The sequence below is a fragment of the [Mycobacterium] stephanolepidis genome (genome assembly GCF_002356335.1).
Taxonomy (GTDB): domain Bacteria; phylum Actinomycetota; class Actinomycetes; order Mycobacteriales; family Mycobacteriaceae; genus Mycobacterium; species Mycobacterium stephanolepidis.
Genome location: NZ_AP018165.1, coordinates 1,121,640 through 1,147,109 on the forward strand (window position 1 = coordinate 1,121,640; position 25,470 = coordinate 1,147,109).

The window sequence follows — 25,470 nt, forward strand, 5'->3', positions numbered from 1 at the left end:
AGACTGAACACACGTAGCCTGCTCGCTGCGGCGGCGATGGTGGCTCCGGGGCCGTGCTGCTCTTCGCGTCCGCCGCCACTCACCCTGGCGCCACCGACATCTCGTCGGAACCAAGCCGACCGTCCTGCAGTGTGATGACCCGATCGGTTGCCGCGGCGGCGTCGGCGTTGTGGGTCACCATCACCACCAGGCGGCCGGAGCCCTCTTCATGGGCGACCTCGGCGAGCAGAGCCAGGATGGCGGTACCCGTGTGGGAATCCAGGTTCCCGGTGGGTTCGTCGGCGAGGATCAGCGGTGGGTCCATCATCATTGCCCGTGCCACCGCGACGCGTTGCATCTCGCCGCCGGACAGTTCAGCCGGTCGGTGTTCGGTCCGTTTACCGAGGCCGACCCTGTCCAGCAGTCGAACCGCGTCCGCTTTGACCTTGCCGAGGCGGATGCCGTCGAGCAGCTTCGGCACCGCCACGTTCTCCCACGCCGAGAGCGTGGGGAGCAGGTTGAAGAACTGAAAGACGAACCCGACCCGATGGTGACGGAACTCCGATTGTTGCTCGTCGCGGAGCCTGCCGATCTCCTCGCCGTCGAAGGTGATCGATCCCGAGTCGGGGGAGTCCAACGCCCCGAGCAGATGTAGCAATGTGCTTTTCCCCGCCCCCGACGGCCCAACGATCGAGACGAACTGGCCGCCGGCAAGGTGCAGGCTGATCTCGTTGAGGGCGCGCACCGTCTGCCCACCAACCCTGTACTCGCGCACTACATTGCGCAGTTCGATGGCCAGTTCGCGCTGGGGCGTATCGACGTTGTCCAGTTGTCTCAAGGTGGCCTCCCGCGAGACCGAGTTACCCGGCGCGCGGAGGCGCGGTCGGGATATGCGGAGCCTACTCCCGGCGCTCTTGCCACATATGGGCTTACGCGAGGTTCCTAAGTGAGCCCGGCAACCCCATTGGTCGAGCCAGCGGGCACGAAATCCGCCACGTGCCGCGTGAGTCCGAATAGGGGGCAGAGTCCATAGGCGGACATATGTCACGAGGCCCACGACTAGACGGTCTTATCGGTATGCGGAAACGGTGACCGGCGGCGAGAGCGGCCGCCAGTAGCGTTGCTCGCACCCTGTGAAATCGTGGATACCGGAATTTGGCTACCGCGTATAGTTTGGCTAGCAGCAGTTCGTATTGCTGTATCAAACCGCAGGGGGCATTGGGGTGGTAGATCGGATTAAGGCCGATTTGGACGCGTTGGGAAAGCTGCGTCCGCAGGTTCAAGAGCTAGCTCAAGCGATCCAAGGCGAGACAGCCTCCGCAGGGGCGGCGTCCGGCGGTAGCGATCCGGCGTTGGCGGCGATTGCATCGTTGACGGGTAGGACGTTGCCGAACGCCCAGAAGATTGTCGCCGGATGGATGAACGTGTTCGGTGAAGTATGCGAAGCCGGTCGGCAAGGCTTGATCGCGAATGAGGAGCACGGAGTGGCGCTGATGAAAAGCGTCCCAACCTTGGGCCGCAAGGGCTGACCTAGGACATCTGCTATGTCTCCCACTAAACAGCTGATTCTGAACACCGACCAGAATGCCTACCTTGCTCCGATACAGGGCTGGAAACAGTCCGTGGGGTCTGGTGCACGGATAGGTGACAACTGAGATGGCTTGCCCTGTGGGGTGGGCCTGGAAGGATGTCGCTGTGCCGAAGCCGTTTCCTGCAGAGTTCCGTGCCGATGTGGTGCGAATTGCCCGTGATCGCGATGCTGGTGTGACGTTGGAGCAGGTCGCTGCTGATTTCGGTATTCACCCGATGACGCTGTCGAAATGGATACGCCAATCCGATGTCGATGAGGGGGTTCGCCCTGGTGTGACCGCCACTGAGTCCGCCGAGAACCGCGAACTCAAGAAGCGAGTCCGGTTGCTGGAGCAGGAAAATGAGGTGTTGCGGCGGGCGGCGGCCTATTTGTCGCAGGCCAACCTCAAGCTGGGTCAGTCCCCAAAATGATGTACCCGCTCGTTCGTGAGCTGGCCGCCGACGGTGTTCCCGTCACGGTGACGTGCCGGGTCCTCAAAATCGCTCGTCAGCCATTTTATCGCTGGTGTGCTGGCCCGGTCACTGGAACTGAGTGGGTGCAAGCGTCAGTGACGAACGCGGTCTATGACGCCCACCGTGATGACCCCGAGTTCGGCTACCGATTCCTCGCTGATGAAGTCCGGGCCGCGGGAATCGCTGTGTCTGACCGGACGGTGTGGAAACGCTGCCGCGAGAACCGCTGGTGGTCGGCATTCGGCAAGAAACGCAGCCGTGTCGGCAAGAAACCAGGCCCACCTGTTCACAACGATCTGGTATGCCGCAATTTCACCGCAACCACCCCAAACATGTTGTGGTTGACCGATATCACCGAACACCGGACCAGCGAAGGCAAGCTCTATCTGTGCGCGATCAAGGACGTGTTCTCCAACCGCATCGTCGGCTATTCCATCAGTAACCGCATGAAAGCTGCCCTAGCGGTGACCGCGCTCAACAATGCGGTGGCCCGCCGTGGCGATGTGAGTGGGTGCATCGTCCACAGCGACCGGGGCAGCCAATTTCGGTCCCGAAAATTCGTGCATACCCTCAACCGGCACAACATGATTGGCTCCATGGGCCGGATTGGCGCCGCCGGTGATAACGCCGCGATGGAGTCCTTCTTTTCCCTGCTGCAAAAGAACGTCCTGAATCGGCGCCGATGGAACACCCGCGACGAACTACGGACAGCGATCGTGACCTGGATCGAACGCACCTACCACCGCCGCCGACGCCAACCCGCCCTCGGCAAGTTGACCCCCATCGAATACGAGACCATCATGACCACACCGGCCAATCAGGCCGCCTAAAGACTGTCACCTATCCGTGCAGCAGACCCGTGCAGAAATTAGAGTCACGGACTGAAACGTTCAAAGGCTATGTGGACAAGCCAGGTGGCACCTACTGGGAGGGGCAGTTCGCCGAGGCGGCCCAGCAGAACGCCGGCGATGGCCTGAAAACTATTGGCTCCATTCGCGACACGATCGATGGGCTCGCTGACGAAGTCACGTCCACGGTCACCTACAGTGTGTTGCCGCCGTTGACCGCCGCTAAGGCGATCATCAATCACGCCGAGCAGCAACAAGGTGTGACGGTCAACGATGATCTGTCCATCACCTATACCCCACCCAGTGGTATGAGTGATGAGGCGATTGAGAAGAGCCGTCAGGCTGTGGCAACCATGGCCAAGGAACTTAAAGACAGCGCTGATAAATGGTGGGCAGCAACACAAACTGTCAAAAGCCAGATCGAGACCGGCGAAGCGAAGGTCGCGGGTGAGTTGAATCTTGCAGCCGCGACGTTCAACGTCAACAATGCCGCCGCCCAGACAAAACCTGCCGATGTTCCCAGTGCGAAAGATGCGAACTTCTACAAGGAATGGTATCCGCGGTCCAGCGCACCGGTCAGCACTGAAGCCGCAGCCGCCACCGCAGTGGACCCGAACGCACCCAAGCTTGGCCCACCCGTACCCGGCGACAAGCCGCTCCAGCCCGATCCGCGGGCGGGCAGCCTCACAGGGAACTTGGGTGCGCTGGGCATCACGGACCCGAAGAGTCCATTGGAACAGCAGCTGCGCCCGGCAGCACCGAAGCTCGACCCCAACAGTCCACAAGGCAAAGCTGCCATCGACCAGATGCGTGGATATCTGCAGAAGATCTACCCACCTGCCGAGGCAGAGCAGCGGCTTCAAGAGGCGATCAAGGGCGCTCAACAAGACCGCCCCATGGTCGCGGTGCCAGAACCTGGTCCACAAGAGCGAGTTAGGGAAACCTTCAAAGACGCCTACCGCGCTAGCTGGGACGAGGGCATCAAAGGCATCCAAGACATGTTGGGTGCCAACGGACTTGACGATTTCAAGGACGCCTGGAAGAACACTGGCGAAGGACTACTGCACCAGTTAAACCCGATCAACAACGTCATCGACGGAATCAACGAACTCAAAGGCGCTGTAGATAACCCGGAAGCCTTCCTCGGCCACAAATCCGCCATTGCCACCCAGATGGTTCCGGGCCTCATTCTGGGTGGCGAAGGAGCAGCTGTCAGGGCGGGGCTTCCTGCCGAAATCCTCACCGAGGGTGGAGCGCCAGCATCTGTGCTGCGGGGATGGAATCCGACTGGTGGTATGCCTTGGAAGGACTTTGAAAGCCATTTCGGGACACCAGAAGCGCGGCACTACCCGACGGAGAACAATGGTTTTCCGCCCGGCTACGTCCCAAAGTCGGCCAATCTTCCGGCAGGCACGATCATCGACAGGTTCGGCTCAGAGTGGGGCCGCTATCTTGCGCCGGACGGTACTCCTGCTTCTGGCCGAGCAATAGCGCCTGAAACAGTGGGCGGTTCATACACGCGGTACATGCTTACAGGAGAGCCCCTGCCTCCTGGTTGGGACATCGTCGAGGGGCCAGTGCAACCATGGTTTGGGCAGACTCCCTCGCCCGGCGTCCCGCAGTACATGATTGTCGGTCCCGAAGGCGTCACGCCGAAGGTCAGGGATCTACTGAAGATGGGAATAATCGAAGAGGATGGACCTCCCCTTGGACGATAAGTCAAACCAACTTCAGGCCGAGATCAATCGACTATCAGAAAAGCTGGGGGTGCGTCCGATGCTCGTCGGGCAGCGCACCAATGACGGGCTCAACATCTTTGTCGCAGAAGATGGTTCGTACCACTTCGTATTCTATGAGCGGGGACAACTTGGCTTCGACCAATCGGGAAGCCTTGACGACCTTCTCTATTGGTACTGCGAAGACGTCATTTCAAGTCAAGCTTCAAAGCGCGTGAGCGACCGCAAAGAGCGGTTCAAGTTCGAGTATCAATGGCTGAGTGACTTCAGTGTTGACTGGGCTAAACGGAATGTCCGAGAAACAGCTGCCATGTTTCGGAGATACGGTAAGCCGCAGGATATTTCGCTACTTCCAGATATCGGCGAACCTCTGTAAGGGTGGGGCCTCAGCCGAGGCTTCCTGTTAGAAGGGGGCGGTAGGCCTTCGCAGGGATCGTTATGTACTCGGTACGAGTGGTTTCAGAATTGCGGAGGTCCCGTTGCGCTCGAAAAGACGACGACTGGGCGCCTTTGCAACTTAGGTACCACTGGCGAGCTAAGGGGACTTGAACCCCCGCCTCTCGATTCGCAATCGAGCGCTCTACCACTGAGCTATGGCCCCGCCACGCAGCGCTGGGCCACGTAGGAACCAACACGATACTGTTGTCTGGCGTTGGGAATGCGCGTTTCAATTTAGTTAACGCCGCTTACCGGTGTCCGCGGGCGGCATAGGGCTGTACGACACCATCTGGGCAACGTTCCAGCCGGCTTGTTATACGCCGTGAACTTTTCGAGTGATTGCACGATAGTCGGCCCGTATGTTCTTAAGAAGCGGTAGGCATCAAGCGACGGGCTCGTTTGTACGCACTTTTGACGGAGCGCCACCGCCATTTCCGCGGTTGAGACCAGGGCCGGACCTGCTCATTGGCAACGTCCAACCGTCGCCCACCGGTTCATGCAAGATGGATGCCATGCCGCAGGAGCTCACCGCAGAACAAGCCGCTGCACTGTTGAAACCCGTCGACACACTGGGAATCCCTCTGGGCCCCGGCCAGCCACCGGCCTTCCTGCGCGCCCTCGGCGTGCGCACGGACTGGACGGACCTGCGGGTGTACGGCGCGCTGTTGGCGGTCGGCACCGAACTGTTCTCGCGGCAGGGTGTGCATTACCTGTCGGGCTTTTTCGGCCCACTCGAACGCGCGCTGCGGGACATGGGCGCAGATATCGAATTCGCCGCCGCAGACTTCCGCCGGTTCGGGCCATTACTTGAGCGCCAGTCGCCGCGGGTGATGACGACCGTCGCGGCACCACCGGATGCCGACGGCTGGTGTTCCCTGTCGCTACACGCGGGCGGGACCATCGGTGAGCTGCGCCGAGCGGGCGCCGATCCGGAGCGACTGCTCATTGCCGAAGTCTCGGAAGGATATCCGCGCACCTTCGGATTCGGGGAGGATCATCGCCACGCGCTGCATATGGACGAGATCGACATCTTGTTGCGCTCGACGGATGCACCGCTGGCGCTGCCCGGGGGCGATGCGGAGCCGTCGGACGTCGATCGGGCGATCGCGCAGTACGCGGTGGCCTTCATCGGCCCGGGAGCGACACTGCAAACCGGAATCGGCGCCATTCCCAACCAGATTGCGACCCTCTTGGCCGAAGGCGATGGCGGCGGCTACGGTCTGCACAGCGAGATGTTCACCGACGGCTGCATGCATCTGCACCGCGCAGGCAAGATCACCAACACCGGCAAGGGACAGTACGACGGCGTCAGCGTGACGACCTTCGCCTTCGGATCGCCACAGCTGTACGAGTGGCTGGACGGCAACTCCGATGTCGCGTTCCTGCCGGTCGAGATTGTCAACGCGCCAGAGGTTATCGGCGCCAACAACGACATGATCTCGATCAACGGGGCGCTCTCAATCGACATCCAGGGGCAGGTTGTCGCCGACACCATCAACGGAGGGCAGTTCAGCGGGATCGGTGGCGCCGAAGACTTCGTGGCCGGGGCCGGGCTGGAGCTGTCGGACCGCTCGCTGATCTGTCTGCCCTCAACCTTCGAAAAGGATGGGGTGCTGCAGTCGCGCATCGTGCCGTGGTTCGGCCCGGGTGCCGTCATCACCACGCCGCGTCACCAGGTCGATGTGATCATCACCGAGTACGGCGCCGCAGAACTGGAAGGCAGAACGGTCCGTGAGCGCGGAGAGGCGCTGGCATCCATCGCCCACCCGCAGTTCCGGGATGACCTGTTGGCGGCTGCTGAGCGTGCGTCGAATGGCCGCTCACCGGTCAGCTGAGCTCAGCCCTGCTCGACGGTGTTGTTGTTACCGGACTTGGAGACTTCCGGTTCCCCGGAGTAATAGGTGACCTTGTTGTCGAAGCCCGAGACGCCGATCTTGCGGGCTGTTTCCAGGTGCACCGTGTTCTCGACACCGGATACCGTGAGGGTGTCGCAATTGCCGGTGATTTCAACGGTATTGGACACTCCGCTGACGTTGATCAGACAGCCGTCGCAGTCGACCGCGACCTGTTTATGCGTACCGGAGACGCTGAAGGTCGAACCCGCGGGCACAAATGTGGGACCCGCGGGCGCGCTCGACGAGGCAGTCGCGCGGGTACGCGTCGCAGGCGGCACGAGAGTCGATCTCACGGGCAGTGTGCTTGTTGGGCCCGGACTCGTGCGTACATGCTGGGGCAGTGTGGTTTTGGCGGCGTAGAACACCAGTCCGGCAACTCCCGCCGTGATCAGGGCGAAGAAGACGATGAATCGCCGGCGAAATCTGCGGACGGAGAGCCGGGGCGGATAGGGCGTCCCGTACACCGGCGGGGGTGGATACGGGCTCGACACCGTCGGCGGATACGGGTTCGGTTTCGTGACACCCAGTTCCGAGGTCCGCGCCGTCTCGTTCAGGGAGCGTTCCAGCTCTCGGATTCGGGCTTCGGGGTCACCGTCCGGCTCCACCCACAGATAGTCCCACACAGGGGCCGCCGCGGCGGTAGCGTTTTGGTTATGGGGTCCTCCGAGATTGTCGCCGCCGAACCACAACTGTTCGTCACCGACTTCGAGCGCGCCATCGGCTTCTACGTGGATACGCTCGGATTCGACGTGGCCTTCACCTACGGTGAGCCGCCCTTCTACGGCCAGGTGCGGCGCGGAGGGGCGAGCTTGAACCTACGCAAGGTCGACGGCCCGGTGTATGACGGCAATTTCCTTGCCACGGAACATGATCCGCTTGCCGCCACGCTCACGACCTATAAGTTGGGCCCCCTGCACGACGAGTACCAGGCGGCGGGTGTGGCCTTCCATCAGCCCCTGCGGACCGAGGAGTGGGGCAGCGTCACCTTCATCGTGAAGGACCCCGACGGGAACCTGCTGTTGTTCTCGGGCGCGGAAGCCTGAAAAGAAGCTCTCGCCATTGGGGCGCTGAGCGATGACAATGAGGCATGCGATTGCCAACCTCATTTGAAGGGCTCGTCACCGACGGAGGCAAGTCCATCGTCTACGGCGAGCCGTACACGACAGCCGACGGCACCCTGGTCATCACGGTTGCCAAGGTGCGCACCCGGGGCAGCGGCGCCGACGGCGAACCCGTGGAAACGCGTGCGAGACCATTAGGAGTCTTCGTCGTCAAGGACGGGAACGCTCAATGGCAGCCAGCCTTTAACGCCGACCGGGCCTCGACCCTGGGCATACTCACCGGAATGGTCGCGGCGGTGCTGGGACTGACAGCCCTGATCCGCCGGCCGCCATGGCCTGATCTCACCTTGCCGGGATGGTCACCGGCAGAAAACCCGCACTGGTTCCGCGACAGGCGCTAACCGCTCAGCGCCCGTCGCGGCAGCCAGTCTCTACTTCGGGGTGACGGTCTCCTTGAAGGTCCCGTCGCCCTGGTTCAGCCAGGTGATGGTGCCCTTCTGGAATTCGCCGATCCAGCCGCCCTTGGCGACGTCGGGCCCGCCGGCCGTCTCAGTCTCGTCGGCGGTGGGGAAGCCGAGCGTGCCGCCCGCGCCACCCTGCTCGGTGTACACCTTCAGGATTTCGCCCTGAACCAGGTGCGCACCGGTGGACGGCGAGCTGAAGATCGTGCCCTTGGCGAAGGCCTGCACCGTGCCGTCACCCACCTTCTCGGGCTGTCCGGTCGGCAAGCCGAGCTTGGCTTCTCCGCCGGCCTTGGTGTACGCCTCGGCGACCGGCGGTTCCAGCGTCACGTCGCCGACACCCGGCACGTTGACGGTGGAGGGAGCCCCGGCGATGACGGACGACACCGCACTGCTTGCCGACGATGCGGCACTCGATGCGGCGCTACCACCAGCGCTGATGGCCGACGATGCCGCACTGGTCGCGCTCGACAGCGACTCCTTGGCGGCGTTTTTGTCATCTTGAGAACACGCGACAACGACTGCTGCTGACATGGCGACGATGGAAACCGCGCCTGCTGCTCGTTTCATCAGATTGGTATCCATGAACCGAACGTAACAATGTAAACCGGGCCAATAGGTGAGTTTTTCGATGTTCACCAATTGGTCATCGATCGATTTCGGTGGAAAAAGGCGCGTTGAACGCACGAAAATGCACCGAAATTACGCGAAAACTACGAAACCGGTGTCAGCTCGCAGACGTAGTCGCCGACCACGATGTGTACCTCGGTCGCGTCCGGAACCGTGGGAGTGGGCACGACATTGAGCTGGAACTGCTCGCGGCCGAACTCATCGGTAGTTCCCGGCCACTGTTCCTGCAGGATGTCGCTGATCAGACCGGCGACTGCGGGTTCGGTGATGCGGTAGGTCTCGGCCTGGCAGAACTTCGAGTACACCTCGGTGACCCGGATGCGCGCCTTCTCGATAGGCAAGGTGCCCAGGTCATCGCCGGTTTCCGGGTCGCGTACCGCGGTGCCGGTGGCTCCGATGACCGAGAAGATCATCCCGACCTCTACGCCGGCCTCATCGCCCTTGTTGACCAGCACCGAGTAGCGGTCGACGATATCGGCGACCTTCCCGATGATGGGGTCGACGGGCTCCGGCTCCAGCTCACCAGCCGATTGCTCCGCTGGTTTCGTCTCTTCAGGCATTGCCCACGCCGACGGTGTAGTTGTTGGCGCGCGACGCGGTCTCGATCTTTTGCCGCTCCGGCTGTCCGGCGGTCTCGGCCGTCGCGAAATCGGTCTTGGCCTTGGCCACTGCCGTGCTCGAGACATTCTCCGACTCGCGCAGCGCCTGGAAGGCGTGGCGCAAAGTCAGGCGGCTGATGGTCAGCGCCAGGTTCAGCGCGCTGGAAGCGGAGTGCTTGTTGCCCTCGTTGAGGTCGTTCGACGCGGTCGCAAGGTGCTTGTCCACGTCGATCATGCCCTGCAGGGTCACCATCGTGGCGTACGCCGACTGTCCGACATTGCGGTCAAGCTTGTTGCTCTGCTGAATGCGGTGATACAGATCGGCAATCAAGATTCCGGAGACGAGGGCAAGCAGCGGTGTGACGATGCCCTGTACGAATCGCACGAGTTCGGTGTCGCCCGCCGTGAAGCCGACAACCGCCGCGACGATGGTTGCGACAACCGCCGCTCCGACGATCGTCCAATGAACCAGCGTGGGCTTCGGGGGAAGCTGATCTGAATTTGCCAACGTCGTTACCGTCCGTTCGGTGAGTGGACACATTCATTGCATCCGTGACCCCATGAGCACTGACCGGAGCATGCTAACACCGTGTACAGGTTCGTCCAAGGTGAGGTTACGCGCATTACTCGATGTTTGCTGAGTGTTGCGATCGCGTCGGATTTTTTCGAATATTGTTGAATCGCAAGGGGTGTCGATAGGGGCCCTATCGGGCAGTTCTTAGCACTGCTGCTCGGCGGCGGCATTCGTCGCCACAATTACCGCAGCTTGCCGGTCCGCGGGCAGCTCGTGCCAGGCCTTGTGAAAAGTCCCGGGGCCGACGTTCCCATTGGTCTGGATGGACTGCAGATAGCCCTCCACGAGCTGGGCGGGGCCATCCTGCTTCCCGGTCATCCAGTCGGCGGCTGCACGGCAGGCCTGGTAGTACTCCTCTTCCAGGGAACTGGGTGCGGCGTCCACGGACGTTGTGACGCCCGCCGGGGACATCCCCGAGCCGGAAGCCGGCGGCTGCGCCGCGGGCGCCTCGATCGGGGTGGTGGAGGCGCCGGCCGGGTTAGGGGCCGCCTTTTCGTCGGATTTCGACGTGCACGCCGTACCGATCAACGGGACGCAGAGGGCCATCAGGGTCGCGGCGATGCGGATTGGGGCGGTCACCACTCCAAAGTAGCAAGTGCCTACCAGCGGCAACATTTACTCACTCAGAGCTTTTGCCCTGGGGGCAAAACCGCTGGAAAACGCCGGTACCATTTCAGCTGTGATGGGACACAGGGGTTTTCAGGGGTGGTGTTGCGGCTAGCCGCCACCATCCCTGCCCCTGCCATCGATTTGAGCCTTCATGACCACTGCATCTGTCCTGGATCTGCGCCGCCCTGCCTCCGCCGGATCCTCTCCCACTCGCCTGCGACTGCCGGATCTGCTCCGTATCACCGATGAGGGCGCCGACGACGCGCTGCACGGCCGCTTCGACCATCTGCTGCCCGAGGGCGGGCTTCCTGTCGACGAGCGCTGGGCCACCCGCATTCACGCCGACGACGAGCTCGATGTCTGGCTGATCAGCTGGGTGCCCGACAAATCCACCGAGCTGCACGACCACTGCGGTTCGCTCGGCGCACTGACCGTGCTCAACGGCTCTCTGCATGAATATCGCTGGGATGGAAGCCAACTGGTGCGCCGTCGGCTCGACGCGGGGGATCAGGCCGGATTCCCGCTGGGCTGGGTGCACGATGTGATGCGTGCACCTGAGGCGCCCGTGCGCATCGCCACCGGACCCACGCTGAGCGTGCACGCGTACTCGCCGCCGCTGACCGCTATGTCGTATTACGAAGTGACCCAGGCCAAGACGTTGCGACGCAGCCGCACCATCCTCACCGACGAGCCCGAAGGACCGGCGGCATGACGGTGCACGATCTGCTGGCCACGGCGCGTGGTCGGCTGCGGCGCCTGCCCGCCGACGAAGTCCCCACCGCGCTGGGCCGCGGCGCGTTCCTGGTGGACATTCGCCCCGCCGCGCAACGTGCGCAAGAGGGTGAAGTGATCAATGCCTTCGTCATCGAACGCAACGTCCTGGAATGGCGGCTGGACCCCGAAAGTGACGCCCGCATCCCTGAGGCGGGCAATCACGACATCGAATGGGTCATCCTGTGCCAAGAGGGCTACACCTCCAGCCTGGCCGCGGCCTCGCTGCAGGAGATCGGCCTGTACCGGGCCACCGATGTCATCGGGGGATACAAGGCCCTCAAGGACAAGGGCATCCTGATCTAGGCACGCACGGCAGCTGTCGCATAGACGCGGGCACCACGTGCGATAGGTCCAGGACGTCTGGCTTAACCGAAGTCGCCCGCGTCGCGCCGCAGGTGCGTCAGCACCGACACCAGCGAGCGGGTGCGTGAGGGTGACAGCCCGATCTGTGCGAACACCTTGGCGTTCAGGTCGGTGGTCGCCGCCGAACCGAGATCGCGTCCGGCATCGGTAATCTCCACCAGCGTTCCGCGTCCGTCGGCGGGGTTGGGCACCCGGCGCACCAGCCCCGCCTCCTCCAGCCGGTCCACCGTATTGGTCACCGAGGTCGGGTGAACCTGAAGTCGCGCACTGGCTTTGGCCATCGGCATGGAGCCGGCCCGGCTGAACGACAGCAGCATCAGCAGCTCGTAGCGCGAGAAGGTCAAGCCGTGCGGGCGCAACACATCTTCGACCCGCGCCAGCATGATCTGGTGGGCACGCATCACCGACGTGACGGCGGCCATCCCGTCGGCGACCTCACCCCAGCCGTTCTCAACCCAATGGCGATGGGCATCGTCGACGGGATCGAACGGCAGAGTCATGGTTCCGACGAATCTTTACCGGTGACTGAAGTTGGCGGGGCGCTTCTCGACGAACGCGGCCATGCCCTCTGACTGGTCAGCGGTGCCGAATGCCGAGTGGAAGATCCTGCGCTCGAACAGCAATCCCTCGGTGAGGCTGGACTCGAAGGCCCGGTTGACGGCTTCCTTGGCCATCATCGAGGCCGACAGAGACATCTCGGAGATGGTCTTCGCGACGGCCTTGGCCTCGTCGAGCAGGCTCTCGGTGGCGACCACGCGCGACACCAGACCACTGCGCTCGGCCTCGGCGGCGTCCATGTTGCGCCCGGTGAGGATCATGTCCATGGCCTTCGCCTTGCCGATGGCGCGGGTGAGCCGCTGTGACCCGCCCATGCCCGGCAGTACGCCGAGTTTGATCTCGGGCTGTCCGAACTTGGCGTTCTCGGCGGCGATGATCAGGTCGCACATCATGGCCAGCTCACATCCGCCGCCGAGGGCGTATCCGCTGACCGCGGCGATCGTCGGGGTGCGCACGGCGCCCAACTTTCCCCAGGCGGCGAAGAAGTCGGAGCCGAACATGTCGCTGAACGACTGGTCGGCCATCTCCTTGATATCGGCACCCGCTGCGAATGCCTTCTCGCTGCCGGTGATGATGATCGCCCCGATGCCGTGATCGGCGTCGAATTCGGCTGCGGCGGTGGTGACCTCATTCATCACCTGCGAGTTCAGCGCGTTGAGCGCCTTGGGCCGGTTCAGGGTGATGACGGCGACGCGGTCGATCCGCTCGGTGAGGATGGTTTCGAAAGTCATGACGCTCCTTGAATTCGCGTGAAGATCGCCGAGAAGTCTAGGCCCGAGCCGCCCGAGGTATTGAAGTCGTCGTAGATATGGGCGGCCGCAAGGCCAAGCTGCGCATCAACTCCGTTGGTGCGCACCGCATTGGCGGCCAGCCCCAAGTCCTTGGCCATCAACGCGACCGCGAAGCCGGGTGTGTAGTCGCGATTGGCCGGGCTGGTGGGCACCGGCCCGGGGACCGGACAGTTCGACGTCAGTGCCCAGCACTGCCCCGAGGCGTTGGCCGCGACATCGAAAAGCGCCTGATGACTCAGACCGAGCTTCTCGCCCAGCGCAAATGCCTCGCTGATCGCGATCATCGAAATCCCGAGGATCATGTTGTTGCAGATCTTCGCGGCCTGCCCCACGCCGGGGCCGCCGCAATGCACGACGCGCTTGCCCATGGCGGTCAGAATCGGCTCGGCGTCGGCGAATACGGCGTCATCGGCACCCACCATGAATGTCAACGTCGCCGCGGTGGCGCCGGGTACGCCGCCGGAAACCGGAGCGTCGGCGAAGCGATGGCCTGCGGCCGTCGCCGCGTCATGTGCGGCGCGGGCGTCGGCCACATCGACGGTGGAAGAGTCGATGAACAGCGTGCCCGGGCGCGCTGCGGGCAGCAGTTCCTGATAGGCGGCGAGCACATGCTCGCCCTTGGGCAGCATGGTGATCACCACCTCGGCGTTCGTGGCGGCCGCCGCGCCCGATTCCGCCAGCGGTACGCCGGCCTCGGTGGCGGCAGCACGTGCCTGCTCGGACAGGTCGAAGGCGGCCACGGCATGCCCGGCCTTCGTGAGGTTGACCGCCATCGGTAACCCCATGTGGCCCAAGCCGATAAAGGCAATGTTCGTCATGACCACTCCAGATCATCACTGACCGGCTGGAAGAAGGCCTCGACATCGGCCGCCGTGACCTCGGCGAGTGTCTTCGGATTCCACTGCGGGTTGCGGTCCTTGTCGACCAACTGCGCCCTGATGCCCTCGACGAGGTCGTGGGAGCTCACCGATTGGCTGGACACCCGGTACTCCTGCGTGAGAACTGCTTCCAGCGAGGGCAATTCGCGCGCCCGCCGCACCGCTGCGAGCGTTACCGACAAGGCGATGGGGGAGCGGGTCAGGATCTGATCGGCGGCCGCGCGGGCACGTTCGTCGCCATGGGCCTGCAGTGCCGCCACGATGTCGGCGACGCTGTCCTTGGCATAGCACTCGTCGATCCAACTGCGCTGGGCAACAAGGTCACTCGAGGGGGCGATGGCGCCGTGCACAGTGAGTGCGGTGGCGATATCGCTGTCGATGATGGCCTTGACGAACTTCCCGAGTCGGTCATGGGGCACGTAATGGTCGGCGAACCCCAACGCGATGGCATCGGCACCGGAGAACGGGGCCCCGGTGAGTCCGGCGTGCAGTCCCAGCTGTCCAGGGGCGCGGGACAGCAGATAGGTTCCGCCCACATCCGGGATGAATCCGATGCCCACCTCGGGCATGCCGACCTTGGAGGTGTCGGTGACGATGCGGGTGTTGGCGTGTCCGGCCACTCCGACGCCGCCGCCCATGACGATGCCATCCATCAGCGCCACATACGGTTTCGGGAACCGGCCGACCTGGGCGTTGAGTTGGTACTCCTCGCGGAAGAAGCGGCGGGCCACCACACCGTCGATCTTGGCGCTGTCGTGGATCTGAACCACGTCGCCACCGGCGCACAGGCCACGCTCCCCGGCGCCGGAGAGCACCACGGCGCGGATCGCGTCGTCGGCCTCCCACTCGGACAGGGCCACCGACATCGCGGTGATCATGTCGTTGGTCAGTGAGTTGATGGCCTTGGGGCGGTTGAGCGTCAGCAGGCCGACACCCTTTTCGACCCGCGTCTGGATCTGATCCGTCACGCCGGGAGCCCTTCCTGGATAAGCTTGCGGGACACAATGACTCGCATGATCTCGTTGGTTCCTTCCAGAATCTGGTGCACCCGTAGGTCGCGGACGATCTTCTCGATGCCGTACTCGGCCAGGTAGCCGTAGCCGCCGTGTAGCTGTAACGCCTCGTTGGCCACCGTGAAACCTACGTCAGTGGCGATGCGTTTGGCCATGGCACACAGCTCGGCCGCACGCGGATCGCCCTCGTGCACCGCAGAGGCGGCACGCCACACCATGGTGCGGGCGGCCTCCAGCTCGGTGGCCATATCCGCGAGCCTGAACTGCAGTGCCTGGAACTTGATCAGCTCGTCACCGAATGCCTTCCGTGTGCGCAGGTACTCGATGGCCTTCTCCAGTGCGGATCGGGCACCGCCGAGTGAGCACGACGCGATGTTGAGCCGGCCACCGTTGAGGCCGCGCATCGCGATGGTGAATCCGATGCCTTCCTCGCCGATCCGGTTGTCCACCGGAACCCGGACGTCCTCGAAGACAACCTGCGCGGTGGGCTGGGCATGCCAGCCCATCTTGCGTTCGGGCGGCCCGAAAGACAGGCCCGGTGTGTCCTTGGGCACCACGATGGTCGAGATGCCCCGCGGGCCGGGGCCACCGGTGCGTGCCATCACCACGTACAGATCCGCGGCCCCGGCGCCCGAGATGAACTGCTTGACGCCGTTGAGCACGTACTCGTCGCCCTGGCGAACCGCGCTGGTCCGCAAGGCCGATGCGTCACTGCCGCATTCGGGCTCGGTGAGGCAATAGGCCCCGATCGTCTCCATGGTGCACATCGAGGGCAGCCATCGTTGCCGCTGCTCCTCATCGCCGAACTCGTCGATCATCCAGGCGGCCATGTTGTGGATGGAGATGAACGCCGAGACGGCGGAGCACCCGGTGGCCATTGCCTCGAAGATCAACGAGGCATCCAGGCGGGTGAGCCCGGAGCCCCCGACATCGGGATCGATGTAGATGCCACCCATGCCCAGGGCCGCGGCTTTCGGGAACACCTCGACCGGGAAGTACTTGTCGCGGTCCCATTCCAGGGCGTGTGGCGCGATGTGGATATCGGCGAATTCCCGCGCCGTATTCCAGATTTCGCGCTGCTCGTCGGTGAGTGAAAACACCGCTAGTCCATGGTGGGAATGACGAAGGAGGCGCCTTCTTTGGTGCCGGAAGGCCAACGCTGGGTCACCGTCTTGGTCTTGGTGTAGAACCGGATCGAGTCGGGCCCGTGCTGGTTGAGGTCGCCGAATCCGGATCGCTTCCAGCCGCCAAACGTGTGGTACGCCACCGGAACCGGAATCGGAACATTCACGCCGATCATTCCGGTGTTGACCCTGGCGCAGAAGTCGCGTGCGGTGTCGCCGTCGCGGGTGAAGATCGCGACACCGTTTCCGAACTCATGCTCGGACGGCAGGCGCAGCGCTTCGTCGTAATCCTTGGCGCGCACCACCGATACCACCGGCCCGAAGATCTCTTCTTTGTAGATGCGCATATCGGGCGTCACGTGGTCGAAAAGCGAAGCGCCGATGAAGAATCCGTCTTCATGGCCGGCGACCTGGAGATCGCGGCCGTCGAGTACCAGCTCGGCTCCCTCGGCGATGCCGATATCGATGTAGTCGCGCACCCTCTTGAGGGCGTCGGCGCCCACCAGCGGGCCGAAGTCGACGCCACTGTCCAGGGATGGTCCGACCACCAGCTCGCGGGCACGTTTGGTCAGGCCGTCGACGAGCCGCTCGGCGGTGGATTCGCCGACGGGTACCGCAACAGAGATCGCCATACAGCGCTCACCGGCCGAGCCGTATCCCGCACCGATGAGCGCATCGATGGCCTGGTCGATGTCGGCGTCCGGCATGATGATCATGTGGTTCTTGGCGCCGCCAAAGCATTGGGCGCGTTTGCCGTTCGCGGTGGCGGTCTCGTAGATGTACTGCGCGATCGGGGTCGATCCGACGAAGCCGACCGCGGCGATGCGCGGATCGTGCAGCAGTGCGTCGACGGCGGTCTTGTCGCCGTTGACCACGTTGAAGACGCCCGGTGGCAGCCCTGCTTCGAGGAACAGCTCGGCAAGACGTAGTGGCACCGATGGGTCGCGTTCGGAGGGCTTGAGCACGAAGGCGTTTCCACACGCCAGTGCGGGGCCGGCCTTCCAGAGCGGAATCATGGCGGGGAAGTTGAACGGGGTGATGCCCGCGACCACGCCCAGGGGCTGGCGGATGGAGTACACGTCGATACCCGTGCCCGCGCCGCTGGTGTATTCACCCTTGATGAGGTGGGGGATGCCGGTGGCGAACTCGCAGACCTCAAGCCCGCGTTCGATATCGCCCTTGGCGTCGGCATGCGTCTTGCCGTGCTCCTGGGACAGCATGGTGGCCAGGTCGTCGATCTCCGCGCGGACCAGGTCGACGAACTTGGCGAGGACACGAGCGCGTTGCTGAGGGTTGCGGGCGGCCCAGCCGGGCTGAGCTTCGGCGGCGTTCGCGATGGCCGCCTCGACTTCGGAAACGTCTGCCAGCGGAACCTGTCGTACCGGCTTGCCCAACGTCGGGTCGTAGACGTCGGCATAGCGGCCCGAGGTGCCGGGGACGTGCTTACCGGCCACGAAATGTGTCAATTTGGGCAGGGAATCAGGTAACGAACTCATGGTGTAGCCCCTTGGGAAGCGGTTGGAGATCCGGGAGGTCGGCACTCCTGAATCTAGTTGGACATCCATCTAATGTCTAGTAGGACTTCCAGCTAAAAATCCTGTTGTTCACAGGGATCTCACAGGGATTTGCCACAGCGGCAGGCCGCGGGCGGTACTGTGAGCCCACGACGTGGCCGGACAGTTCGGGAACCAGTGGCGTAAGCATGGAACTCTTGCACTTGCCTGCTCGTTAAACGTCCAGTTGACTTGTTTGACGTCATCCGCGGAGGCCGCATATCGCGGCACCGCACTTCCAGGAGAGGATCACGACGGTGCGAACCACCAGCAATCCCATTCTTCGGTCGTTGCCCGGAAAAGAGGGTGGCGGCTATGCGCAGTTCGGGTCGGGCGCTGCAGGTGCCGGTGCCATGGCGGCCCAGCAGCTGCGGCAGGACCCCTACACCGCGTACCCGGAGGCGCAGGCCGGTGTATCCCGGCCACTGACCATCGACGATGTGGTGACCAAGACCGGTATCACCCTCGGCGTGATCGTCGCCGTCGCCGCGGCCGCGTTCTTCTTGATCAGCTCCAACACCGGGCTGGCGCTCCCGTTCCTGGCGGTCGGCGGCATCGGCGGCTTCATCATGGTGATGATCGCCAGCTTCGGGCGTAAGCAGGACAACCCGGCGATCGTGCTGAGCTACGCGGCGCTCGAGGGCCTTTTCGTGGGTGCCATTTCGTTTGTCATCCCGGCCAGTGTGGGTGTCGGAGGGGCCAGCGCGGGTGCGCTGATCGGTCAGGCAGTCCTCGGCACCGTCGGTGTGTTCATCGGCATGCTGTTCGTGTACCGCTCGGGCGCGATCCGGGTGACACCCAAGTTCCAGCGGATGCTGCTGGCCGGTCTGGTCGGTGTGCTGGTGCTGGCGCTTGGCAACCTGGTGCTCGGGTTCTTCGGCATCGACATGGGTCTGCGCAGCGGTGGCCCGATCGCGATCATCTTCTCGCTGGTCTGCATCGGCATTGCCGCGTTCAGCTTCCTGGTCGACTTCGACGCGGCCGATCAGCTGGTGCGCGCCGGTGCGCCGGAGAAGGCTGCCTGGGGTATCGCCCTGGGTCTGGCCGTCACCCTGGTCTGGCTCTACGTCGAGATCCTGCGACTGCTGAGCTACTTCCAGAACGACTAGTTGTAGACAACAAAAAAGGGCGCCCCGTTCGCGGGGCGCCCTTTTTCACGTCACTGAGAAACGCGGACCCTGCCTGCGGCCTCGGCGGCATTGCGCCGCGCGGTCTCCACGTTCTCGTCGTACGCCAGGGCCACCCCCATGCGGCGGGTGACGAAACTCTCCGGCTTCCCGAACAGCCGCAGATCGGTACGCGGCACGGCCAGGGCGGCCTCGAGCCCGTCGAACACGACACCTTCCGCGTCGACACCGCCATAGACCACCGCGCTGGCACCCGGGGTCTTCAACGTCGTGTCGACAGGAAGCCCGAGAATCGCGCGGGCGTGCAGTTCGAACTCGTTCTGCCACTGCGTGATCATGGTGACCATGCCCGTGTCATGCGGGCGGGGGCTCACCTCGCTGAAGTACACCTGATCGCCCTTGATGAAGAGCTCGACGCCGAAAATTCCCTGCCCGCCCAGGTTTTCGGTGACGGACCGTGCAATGTGCTGTGCACTCCGCAAGGCTTCATCCGACATGGGGTGGGGCTGCCAGCTCTCGACGTAGTCGCCGTTGGCCTGCCGATGCCCGATCGGCTCGCAGAAGCTCGTTTCGATCTCTCCGCTGTCTCCCAGTGCCCTGACCGTCAACTGCGTGATCTCATAATCGAAGTCGACGAATCCCTCGACGATCACGCGGTTGTTGGTTACCCGACTGCCTGCCATCGCGTAGTCCCAGGCCTTCTCGACATCGGCCGGTCCGTCGAGCTTGCTCTGTCCCTTGCCGGAGCTGCTCATCAGTGGCTTGACGACGCACGGGTACCCGATACCGCCGTCGATCGCGGCTTGCAGCTCGGTCAGTGAGTCACAGAATTGGTAAGGGCTGGTGGGTAATCCGAGTGTCTCGGCCGCCAGGCGCCGGATGCCCTCGCGGTCCATGGTGAGCCGGGCAGCGCGTGCGGTGGGGATTACCCGCACCGTGCCCTCGGCCTCCAGGGCTTCCAAGGTGGCGGTGGCGATCGCCTCGATCTCGGGGACCACCAGGTCGGGCTTCTCGGTCTCGATCAGGGCGCGCAGCTGCTCGGGGTCGGTCATCGAGATGACTCGCGCGTGATGAGCGATCTGGTGCCCGGGGGCGTTCTCGTAGCGATCGACGGCAATGGTCTCGACGCCCAGACGTTGCAGGGCGATCAGCACCTCACGGCCGAGCTCACCGGCGCCGAGCAGCATGACCCGTGTCGCACGCGGTGACAGGGGAGTTCCGATAGTGGTCATCGCGACTGAACTTTAGTGGCAACGAGACCGAGGTTGTGGCGGGAACGTCTGAGACGAACCCGCCACAACCTCGGTCTCGGTGTGGAGCAGAACGACGAACTAGGCGAGCCGCTCGATGACCATCGCCATACCCTGGCCGCCGCCGACACACATGGTCTCGACGCCGAAGGTCTTGTCGTAGGTGGTCAGGTTGTTGAGCAGGGTGGCGGTGATACGCGCACCGGTCATGCCGAAGGGGTGGCCCAGCGCGATCGCACCGCCGGAGACATTGAGCTTGTCCTCGTCGATACCGAGCTCGCGAGCCGAGCCGAGCACCTGCACCGCGAACGCCTCGTTGATCTCGAACAGGTCGATATCGCCAATCGTCTTGCCGGCGTTCGCCAGTGCGCGCTTGGTGGCCTCGATCGGACCCAGACCCATGATCTCCGGGGACAGCCCGGACACACCGGTGGACACGACGCGAGCCAGCGGGGTCAGGCCCAGCTCCTTGGCGCGCGTGTCGCTCAGGATGACCAGCGCGGCCGCGCCGTCGTTGAGCGGGCAGGCGTTACCGGCGGTGATGGTGCCGTTGGGACGGAAAACCGGCTTCAGCTGGCTGATCGCCTCGTAGGTGGTGCCGGCACGCGGGCCGTCGTCCTTGGACACCACGGTGCCGTCGGCCAGAGTCACCGGGGTGATCTCACGCTCGAAAAAGCCGTCGGCGATGGCCTTTTCGGCCCGGTTCTGGCTGCGCACGCCCCAGTGGTCCTGGTCCTCGCGGCTGATGCCGGTGTGCAGCGCCACGTTCTCGGCGGTCTGGCCCATCGCGATGTAGACATCGGGGGTCAGGCTGTCGTTACGCGGGTCGTGCCATTCGGTGGCACCCTGCGCGGCAGCGGCGGTGCGGGCCTCGGCATCGGCGTACAGCGGGTTGTGGCTGTCCGGCCAGCCGTCGGAGGTGCCCTTCGGGAAACGCGAAACCGTCTCCACGCCAGCGGAAATGAAGGCGTGGCCCTCACCGGCCTTGATGGCGTGCAGCGCCATGCGGGTGGTCTGCAGCGAGGACGAGCAGTAGCGGTTGACGGTGGTACCGGGCAGGAAGTCGTAGCCCAACTGCACCGCTACGGCGCGACCGATGTTGAAACCGGCCTCACCGCCGGGCTGACCGCAGCCCAGCATCAGGTCGTCGATGTCCTTGGGATCCAGTGCGGGCACCTTGTCGAGGGCGGCGCGCACCATCTGCGCGGCCAGGTCATCCGGCCGCATGCTCACCAGCGAGCCCTTGCCGGCTCGCCCGATCGGGGAGCGGGCAACGGAAACGATCACGGCTTCGGGCATGAAAACTCCTGAATATAGGGGAATTAGTACTGGTTCTACTCCCCTGGAATCTAATGCAGGGATACAGCGGGCAGGTCGTCGGCCCGGGCGGCGGGCTCGTTCATACCCACGGCGATCTCCGCGGCGCTGCGCCGCCAGATCCGTCCCAGAACGCGTATCCGGGCACTCATGGTCTGCGATTCCGCGGCAGCGGACACCCACGGCAAATCGGGGATGGGGCCGCCCGTCCACTCGCCGAGGGCATGTGCGACTGCCGGTAGCAGTAGGCGCGCTGCCAGTGCGTATCCCGCCGCCGAGGGGTGGTAGTGGTCGTCGGCGAACATCTCTTCGGGTGCCTGCAGAAACTCCGGTGACAGCAGATCAGCAAGCGGAACCGGCACCCCGCCGGAGGCTCGCACCGCTGCCGCCTGGAAATGGGCCAGGCGCAGCCCGCGCGAGCGCACCACTGCGCGCAATGGCTGCGGTATGGCGGTGATCACCCCGAAATCGGGACAGGTACCCACCACCACGGCCGAGCCTGCCATGCGCAGTCGCCGGATCGCGTCGCCCAGACGCTGTGCGGAGGCGCGCACCGCATTGAGCGAGGTCACGTCGTTCGCGCCGATCATGATCACGGCGAGGTCCGGCGGCGGGCCGATGATCGACATGGCGTCGATCTGGGCGGCCAGCCCCTTGGACGTTGCGCCCGATATCGCCTTGGTGGACAGCCGGATTCGCTTCCCGGACTCTTCGGCCAAACCGCGGGCCAGCAGCACCCCCGGTACTTCGTCGGGCACGTGACAGCCGTATCCGGTGGCGGTGGAGTCTCCGAAAATCGCCAGGTGCAGGTCGAATTCCACGCCGCGGCTGTACCTGGTCACCGGGCCGCCGCCCTGTACGTACACGCCGTCGGCAACCGGGGGAGCGTCGTGAGTCTTCGGGATCACCAGGCGAACCTGCCTGGCCTGCGCGTTCAGGAAGCTGTACGCCCCCCAGAGCCCGGTACCCATCGCTGCGCCCGCGGCCCCGGTGCTCAGGGCTGCCCAGATCGTCCGTCTGCGTGTGGCGAGGATGCTCACGGTGGCTATTTTCACGGAAGGCGACACACCGCGCCAGTCCTCTGACCAGCATCACGCGAAATGAGGCGTGGACGATGCGGTATCGAAAGCGGTTCGTTGCCTGTTGATAGGTATAGTCCATCGGACGCTAGCTGGCAGCTAGCAGTCTGAAGCATCACAGGACACTGGCTAGGCAAAGGAGCCTGAACAGATGACCGCACCGAAGCGCGCCCCTGAATACGCGCCTGCAGGGTCGATGGGATCTTCCCTGAACACGCTGGTACGCGCCTTTCCGATGAGCGATGGCGCCGCAGTCGAAGTGATCGAGGACGCGGCGAGTCTGGCCGCACGGCTCCTCGGATTCGGTGTCCGAATGACGGTGCGCACGGTGCTGCAGATCGGCAGCCACGCCCCCACGCTCCCGTACCCGTTTGGACTGATCGAGGAGCTGGGCCGCTTCCTGGTTCCCCCGCGCGGCACGGTCAAGGCGACGGTGACGCTGCCGAACACCAATGCGCGGTTGATTCGAGCCAAGGGTGTCGGTCCGGTGGACGGCACCGGACGCGTGGTCCTGTACCTGCACGGCGGCGCCTTCATCGTGGGCGGTCCAAACACTCACAGCGCCTTGGTGTCCACCATCTCCCAGCACGCCGACGCACCGTGTCTGCTGGTCGACTACCGGATGCCGCCCAAGGCCTCCTTGGACCAGGCCATCGACGACTGCCTGGACGGGTACCGCTGGCTGCGCGGGCAGGGGTACGCGCCGGAGCAGATCGTGTTCGCGGGCGATTCGGCCGGCGGTTTTCTCTCGGTAGCGGTGGCCCAGCGGCTGCTCGCAGAGGACGGCGAGGCGCCTGCCGCGCTGGCCCTCATCTCGCCGCTCATCGAGCTGGACCCCGCACCCAAGGTCGCGCATGAGAACGCCAAGACCGATGTGATGCTGCCGCCCAACTGCTTTGAGGCGCTGCAGAAGATCCTCACCAAGGCCGGCGGCGGCATCCCGCCACGGGAGATCATCGACAAGGTCGACGGCCGGATGCCGCAGACTCTGGTGCATTGCTCCGGCTCGGAGGTGCTGCTGTACGACGCGCGCCTGCTGGGGCAGCGCCTCGCCGAGCAGGGTGTGCCGGTGGAGATCAAGGTCTGGCCCGGTCAGATGCACGTCTTCCAGGTGGCCACCAAGGTCGTGCCCGAGGCCAAGAGGTCCCTGGCGCAGATCGGCCAGTACATCCGCGACGCGGTGCCCGAGACTTCCTCGGCCGAGTTCGTCGCACCCGCGGCGGTTTGATCCCTCGGTTAGCTCCCCTGTGCGCGGGCCGGCCGCCGGTCTAATAGCGTTACCGGTATGCGCATTGCCCAGCATGTCTCCGATCTGATCGGTAACACCCCCCTTGTCCAGCTCAACTCGGTGGTGCCCGAGGGTGGCGCGGTCGTAGCGGCCAAGATCGAGTACCTCAATCCCGGCGGTAGCTCCAAGGACCGCATCGCCGTCAAGATGATCGAGGCGGCCGAGGAAGCGGGCCTGCTCAAGCCCGGCGGCACCATCGTCGAACCCACATCGGGCAACACCGGCGTCGGACTGGCGCTGGTGGCCCAGCGCAAGGGCTATCACTGCGTGTTCGTGTGCCCCGACAAGGTCAGCGAAGACAAGCGGAATGTGTTGCGGGCCTACGGGGCCGAGGTCGTCGTGTGCCCCACGGCCGTACCGCCGGAGCACCCGGACAGCTATTACAACGTCTCGGACCGTCTGGTACGTGAGATCGAGGGCGCCTGGAAGCCCGACCAGTACTCCAATCCGAACGGACCGGCCAGCCACTACGAGACCACCGGCCCGGAGATCTGGGCCGACACCGACGGCAAGATCACCCATTTCGTCGCCGGAGTGGGGACCGGAGGGACCATCACCGGTGCGGGCCGGTACCTCAAGGAGGTTTCGGGGGGCGCGGTGAAGGTCGTCGGTGCGGATCCGGAGGGATCGGTGTACTCCGGCGGGACGGGCCGCCCCTACCTCGTCGAGGGTGTGGGAGAGGACTTTTGGCCCACCGCCTACGACCCCAGCGTGGTCGATGAGGTCATTGCGGTATCCGATGCCGACTCGTTCGAGATGACACGTCGACTCGCGCGCGAAGAGGGGTTGCTGGTCGGCGGATCCTGCGGCATGGCCGTGGTGGCGGCAATTCGACTGGCCGAGAAGGCCGGACCCGATGCCGTGATCGTGGTGCTGTTGCCCGACGGGGGGCGGGGATACCTGTCCAAGGTGTTCAACGACTCCTGGATGTCCTCGTACGGGTTCCTGCGCAGTCGCCTCGATGGCAGCAAGTCCGAACCGACCGTCGGCGATGTGTTGCGTGGAAAGTCCGGTGCGCTACCGGATTTGGTGCACACCCACCCGTCGGAGACGGTGCGCGACGCCATCGAGATCTTGCGCGAATACGGGGTGTCGCAGATGCCCGTCGTCGGCGCCGAGCCGCCCGTGATGGCCGGCGAGGTCGCCGGGTCGGTGTCCGAAAGGGAGCTGCTGTCAGCGGTATTCGAGGGCCGGGCGCAACTGGCTGATGCCGTGTCCCAGCACATGAGTCCGCCGTTGCCACTGGTCGGTGCCGGCGAACCGCTGAGCACCGCGGGGTCCATGTTGCGCGACACCGATGCGGTAATGGTCATCGACGAAGGCAAGCCCGTCGGTGTCATTACCCGCCATGACCTGCTCGGATTCGTGTCCTCCGGCAGAAGCGTGCGGCACTGAATTTGGTCCCAAATCGTTTCGCAGAAGCCAACCTGTGGAAACGCTGAAAGCGTAATGTGCTCTGTTGCTCGACGCTCATGCGTGCCA

At 64.2% G+C, this 25,470-nt stretch carries 27 protein-coding genes and 1 tRNA gene; 12 read left to right on the forward strand and 16 right to left on the reverse strand.

All coding sequences use genetic code 11. The features are described 5' to 3' along the window. Positions 1-79 precede the first annotated feature (79 nt). The gene (locus tag MSTE_RS05615; protein ID WP_096505480.1) at positions 80-778 is read right to left on the reverse strand and encodes an ABC transporter ATP-binding protein; all 699 of its coding nucleotides are present in this window, start codon (positions 776-778) and stop codon (positions 80-82) included. Positions 779-1,202: 424 nt separating this feature from the next. On the opposite strand from MSTE_RS05615, the gene MSTE_RS05620 reads away from it, so the two are divergent. The 4 genes from MSTE_RS05620 to MSTE_RS05635 all read left to right on the forward strand — a co-directional run bounded on the left by MSTE_RS05620 (position 1,203) and on the right by MSTE_RS05635 (position 4,982). Continuing rightward, a complete protein-coding gene (locus MSTE_RS05620; protein ID WP_096499632.1) occupies positions 1,203-1,508 on the forward strand; it encodes a hypothetical protein in 306 nt (101 codons plus the stop codon). A 166-nt stretch (positions 1,509-1,674) separates the two neighbouring features. Continuing rightward, positions 1,675-2,852 (forward strand): IS3 family transposase gene (locus MSTE_RS05625; protein WP_408645809.1). Its coding sequence is split into 2 segments (ribosomal slippage): positions 1,675-1,941 and positions 1,944-2,852, totalling 1,176 coding nucleotides; the frame shifts between segments, so codons are not numbered across the junction. A 29-nt stretch (positions 2,853-2,881) separates the two neighbouring features. Beyond that, positions 2,882-4,588 carry a TNT domain-containing protein gene (locus tag MSTE_RS05630; RefSeq protein ID WP_231897002.1) on the forward strand — a complete coding sequence of 569 codons (1,707 nt, stop codon included), beginning with the start codon at positions 2,882-2,884 and terminating at the stop codon, positions 4,586-4,588. Between the two features lie 58 nt (positions 4,589-4,646). Further along, positions 4,647-4,982, forward strand: a complete 336-nt coding sequence (locus MSTE_RS05635; RefSeq protein WP_096505484.1) for an Imm63 family immunity protein — start codon at positions 4,647-4,649, stop codon at positions 4,980-4,982. 152 nt (positions 4,983-5,134) lie between these two features. On the opposite strand, the gene MSTE_RS05640 is transcribed toward MSTE_RS05635, so the two are convergent. After that, positions 5,135-5,207 (reverse strand) — tRNA-Arg (locus MSTE_RS05640). A gap of 349 nt (positions 5,208-5,556) precedes the next feature. Between MSTE_RS05640 and MSTE_RS05645 the strand changes: the two genes are divergently transcribed. Further along, positions 5,557-6,879 (forward strand): acetyl-CoA hydrolase/transferase family protein, encoded by a 1,323-nt coding sequence (locus tag MSTE_RS05645; RefSeq protein ID WP_096505486.1) that lies wholly within the window; start codon positions 5,557-5,559, stop codon positions 6,877-6,879. A 2-nt stretch (positions 6,880-6,881) separates the two neighbouring features. On the opposite strand, the gene MSTE_RS05650 is transcribed toward MSTE_RS05645, so the two are convergent. Next, entirely contained in the window at positions 6,882-7,544 is a 663-nt protein-coding gene (locus MSTE_RS05650; RefSeq protein WP_096505488.1) for a DUF3060 domain-containing protein, read from the reverse strand. Between the two features lie 48 nt (positions 7,545-7,592). Between MSTE_RS05650 and MSTE_RS05655 the strand changes: the two genes are divergently transcribed. After that, a complete protein-coding gene (locus MSTE_RS05655; RefSeq protein WP_096499634.1) occupies positions 7,593-7,982 on the forward strand; it encodes a VOC family protein in 390 nt (129 codons plus the stop codon). Positions 7,983-8,026: 44 nt separating this feature from the next. Then, positions 8,027-8,401: a hypothetical protein gene (locus MSTE_RS05660; RefSeq protein ID WP_096499636.1), complete on the forward strand. Its 375-nt coding sequence runs from the start codon at positions 8,027-8,029 to the stop codon at positions 8,399-8,401. Between the two features lie 30 nt (positions 8,402-8,431). On the opposite strand, the gene MSTE_RS25835 is transcribed toward MSTE_RS05660, so the two are convergent. The 4 genes from MSTE_RS25835 to MSTE_RS05680 form a co-directional block, all read right to left on the reverse strand. Beyond that, entirely contained in the window at positions 8,432-9,046 is a 615-nt protein-coding gene (locus tag MSTE_RS25835; RefSeq protein WP_096505490.1) for an LGFP repeat-containing protein, read from the reverse strand. Positions 9,047-9,174: 128 nt separating this feature from the next. Then, complete coding sequence (locus MSTE_RS05670) at positions 9,175-9,651, reverse strand: hypothetical protein (RefSeq protein ID WP_030094632.1); 477 nt, start codon at positions 9,649-9,651, stop codon at positions 9,175-9,177. Beyond that, positions 9,644-10,231 carry a hypothetical protein gene (locus MSTE_RS05675; RefSeq protein ID WP_162291374.1) on the reverse strand — a complete coding sequence of 196 codons (588 nt, stop codon included), beginning with the start codon at positions 10,229-10,231 and terminating at the stop codon, positions 9,644-9,646. The genes MSTE_RS05670 and MSTE_RS05675 overlap by 8 nt, the downstream gene beginning before the upstream one ends. Before the next feature lie 177 nt (positions 10,232-10,408). Next, positions 10,409-10,879 carry a lipoprotein LpqV gene (locus tag MSTE_RS05680; RefSeq protein ID WP_096499638.1) on the reverse strand — a complete coding sequence of 157 codons (471 nt, stop codon included), beginning with the start codon at positions 10,877-10,879 and terminating at the stop codon, positions 10,409-10,411. Between the two features lie 145 nt (positions 10,880-11,024). On the opposite strand from MSTE_RS05680, the gene MSTE_RS05685 reads away from it, so the two are divergent. Together MSTE_RS05685 and MSTE_RS05690 are read left to right on the forward strand one after the other, a co-directional pair. Beyond that, positions 11,025-11,585: a cysteine dioxygenase gene (locus MSTE_RS05685; RefSeq protein ID WP_057967227.1), complete on the forward strand. Its 561-nt coding sequence runs from the start codon at positions 11,025-11,027 to the stop codon at positions 11,583-11,585. Next, positions 11,582-11,950 (forward strand): rhodanese-like domain-containing protein, encoded by a 369-nt coding sequence (locus MSTE_RS05690; protein ID WP_096499640.1) that lies wholly within the window; start codon positions 11,582-11,584, stop codon positions 11,948-11,950. Before MSTE_RS05685 ends, MSTE_RS05690 begins: the two co-directional genes overlap by 4 nt. A gap of 62 nt (positions 11,951-12,012) precedes the next feature. Here MSTE_RS05690 and MSTE_RS05695 read toward each other — a convergent pair whose 3' ends face one another. From MSTE_RS05695 to MSTE_RS05720, 6 genes are read right to left on the reverse strand one after another with little or no spacing between them, the layout of a single operon-like run. Next, positions 12,013-12,510: a MarR family winged helix-turn-helix transcriptional regulator gene (locus MSTE_RS05695; RefSeq protein ID WP_096499643.1), complete on the reverse strand. Its 498-nt coding sequence runs from the start codon at positions 12,508-12,510 to the stop codon at positions 12,013-12,015. A 15-nt stretch (positions 12,511-12,525) separates the two neighbouring features. Next, positions 12,526-13,299 (reverse strand): enoyl-CoA hydratase, encoded by a 774-nt coding sequence (locus MSTE_RS05700; protein ID WP_096499645.1) that lies wholly within the window; start codon positions 13,297-13,299, stop codon positions 12,526-12,528. Next, a complete protein-coding gene (mmsB, locus tag MSTE_RS05705; RefSeq protein ID WP_096505494.1) occupies positions 13,296-14,177 on the reverse strand; it encodes a 3-hydroxyisobutyrate dehydrogenase in 882 nt (293 codons plus the stop codon). The genes MSTE_RS05700 and mmsB overlap by 4 nt, the downstream gene beginning before the upstream one ends. Next, the gene (locus MSTE_RS05710) at positions 14,174-15,205 is read right to left on the reverse strand and encodes an enoyl-CoA hydratase/isomerase family protein (RefSeq protein WP_096499647.1); all 1,032 of its coding nucleotides are present in this window, start codon (positions 15,203-15,205) and stop codon (positions 14,174-14,176) included. Before MSTE_RS05710 ends, mmsB begins: the two co-directional genes overlap by 4 nt. Next, positions 15,202-16,350, reverse strand: a complete 1,149-nt coding sequence (locus MSTE_RS05715; protein ID WP_096499649.1) for an isobutyryl-CoA dehydrogenase — start codon at positions 16,348-16,350, stop codon at positions 15,202-15,204. The genes MSTE_RS05710 and MSTE_RS05715 overlap by 4 nt, the downstream gene beginning before the upstream one ends. 2 nt (positions 16,351-16,352) lie before the next feature. Continuing rightward, on the reverse strand, positions 16,353-17,870 hold the full coding sequence (locus MSTE_RS05720; protein ID WP_096499651.1) for a CoA-acylating methylmalonate-semialdehyde dehydrogenase: 1,518 nt from the start codon (positions 17,868-17,870) through the stop codon (positions 16,353-16,355). Between the two features lie 314 nt (positions 17,871-18,184). On the opposite strand from MSTE_RS05720, the gene MSTE_RS05725 reads away from it, so the two are divergent. Further along, complete coding sequence (locus MSTE_RS05725; RefSeq protein ID WP_046252798.1) at positions 18,185-19,036, forward strand: Bax inhibitor-1/YccA family protein; 852 nt, start codon at positions 18,185-18,187, stop codon at positions 19,034-19,036. A gap of 50 nt (positions 19,037-19,086) precedes the next feature. On the opposite strand, the gene purT is transcribed toward MSTE_RS05725, so the two are convergent. From purT to MSTE_RS05740, 3 genes are all read right to left on the reverse strand, one after another. Further along, positions 19,087-20,286 (reverse strand): formate-dependent phosphoribosylglycinamide formyltransferase, encoded by a 1,200-nt coding sequence (gene purT, locus MSTE_RS05730; protein WP_096499653.1) that lies wholly within the window; start codon positions 20,284-20,286, stop codon positions 19,087-19,089. A 99-nt stretch (positions 20,287-20,385) separates the two neighbouring features. Then, complete coding sequence (locus MSTE_RS05735; protein WP_096499655.1) at positions 20,386-21,603, reverse strand: acetyl-CoA C-acetyltransferase; 1,218 nt, start codon at positions 21,601-21,603, stop codon at positions 20,386-20,388. Between the two features lie 50 nt (positions 21,604-21,653). Further along, positions 21,654-22,661, reverse strand: coding sequence for an SGNH/GDSL hydrolase family protein (locus MSTE_RS05740; RefSeq protein ID WP_096499657.1), 1,008 nt, complete (start codon positions 22,659-22,661; stop codon positions 21,654-21,656). A gap of 190 nt (positions 22,662-22,851) precedes the next feature. Here MSTE_RS05740 and MSTE_RS05745 point away from each other — a divergent pair, with 190 nt between their 5' ends. Beyond that, positions 22,852-23,928 (forward strand): alpha/beta hydrolase, encoded by a 1,077-nt coding sequence (locus tag MSTE_RS05745; protein WP_096499659.1) that lies wholly within the window; start codon positions 22,852-22,854, stop codon positions 23,926-23,928. A gap of 57 nt (positions 23,929-23,985) precedes the next feature. Next, entirely contained in the window at positions 23,986-25,383 is a 1,398-nt protein-coding gene (locus tag MSTE_RS05750) for a cystathionine beta-synthase (protein WP_070916531.1), read from the forward strand. Positions 25,384-25,470: the final 87 nt, after the last annotated feature.

What these genes read in the sequence shown, in the direction of transcription:
- MSTE_RS05635 (WP_096505484.1), top strand. Translation starts at nt 4,647, where the DNA reads ATGCTCGTCGGGCAGCGCACCAATGACGGGCTCAACATCTTTGTCGCA.
- MSTE_RS05645 (WP_096505486.1), top strand. Translation starts at nt 5,557, where the DNA reads ATGCCGCAGGAGCTCACCGCAGAACAAGCCGCTGCACTGTTGAAACCC.
- MSTE_RS05655 (WP_096499634.1), top strand. Translation starts at nt 7,593, where the DNA reads ATGGGGTCCTCCGAGATTGTCGCCGCCGAACCACAACTGTTCGTCACC.
- MSTE_RS05660 (WP_096499636.1), top strand. Translation starts at nt 8,027, where the DNA reads ATGCGATTGCCAACCTCATTTGAAGGGCTCGTCACCGACGGAGGCAAG.
- MSTE_RS25835 (WP_096505490.1), bottom strand. Translation starts at nt 9,046, where the DNA reads ATGGATACCAATCTGATGAAACGAGCAGCAGGCGCGGTTTCCATCGTC.
- MSTE_RS05670 (WP_030094632.1), bottom strand. Translation starts at nt 9,651, where the DNA reads ATGCCTGAAGAGACGAAACCAGCGGAGCAATCGGCTGGTGAGCTGGAG.
- MSTE_RS05675 (WP_162291374.1), bottom strand. Translation starts at nt 10,231, where the DNA reads ATGTGTCCACTCACCGAACGGACGGTAACGACGTTGGCAAATTCAGAT.
- MSTE_RS05680 (WP_096499638.1), bottom strand. Translation starts at nt 10,879, where the DNA reads ATGTTGCCGCTGGTAGGCACTTGCTACTTTGGAGTGGTGACCGCCCCA.
- MSTE_RS05685 (WP_057967227.1), top strand. Translation starts at nt 11,025, where the DNA reads ATGACCACTGCATCTGTCCTGGATCTGCGCCGCCCTGCCTCCGCCGGA.
- MSTE_RS05690 (WP_096499640.1), top strand. Translation starts at nt 11,582, where the DNA reads ATGACGGTGCACGATCTGCTGGCCACGGCGCGTGGTCGGCTGCGGCGC.
- MSTE_RS05695 (WP_096499643.1), bottom strand. Translation starts at nt 12,510, where the DNA reads ATGACTCTGCCGTTCGATCCCGTCGACGATGCCCATCGCCATTGGGTT.
- MSTE_RS05700 (WP_096499645.1), bottom strand. Translation starts at nt 13,299, where the DNA reads ATGACTTTCGAAACCATCCTCACCGAGCGGATCGACCGCGTCGCCGTC.
- mmsB (WP_096505494.1), bottom strand. Translation starts at nt 14,177, where the DNA reads ATGACGAACATTGCCTTTATCGGCTTGGGCCACATGGGGTTACCGATG.
- MSTE_RS05720 (WP_096499651.1), bottom strand. Translation starts at nt 17,870, where the DNA reads ATGAGTTCGTTACCTGATTCCCTGCCCAAATTGACACATTTCGTGGCC.
- purT (WP_096499653.1), bottom strand. Translation starts at nt 20,286, where the DNA reads ATGACCACTATCGGAACTCCCCTGTCACCGCGTGCGACACGGGTCATG.
- MSTE_RS05735 (WP_096499655.1), bottom strand. Translation starts at nt 21,603, where the DNA reads ATGCCCGAAGCCGTGATCGTTTCCGTTGCCCGCTCCCCGATCGGGCGA.
- MSTE_RS05745 (WP_096499659.1), top strand. Translation starts at nt 22,852, where the DNA reads ATGACCGCACCGAAGCGCGCCCCTGAATACGCGCCTGCAGGGTCGATG.
- MSTE_RS05750 (WP_070916531.1), top strand. Translation starts at nt 23,986, where the DNA reads ATGCGCATTGCCCAGCATGTCTCCGATCTGATCGGTAACACCCCCCTT.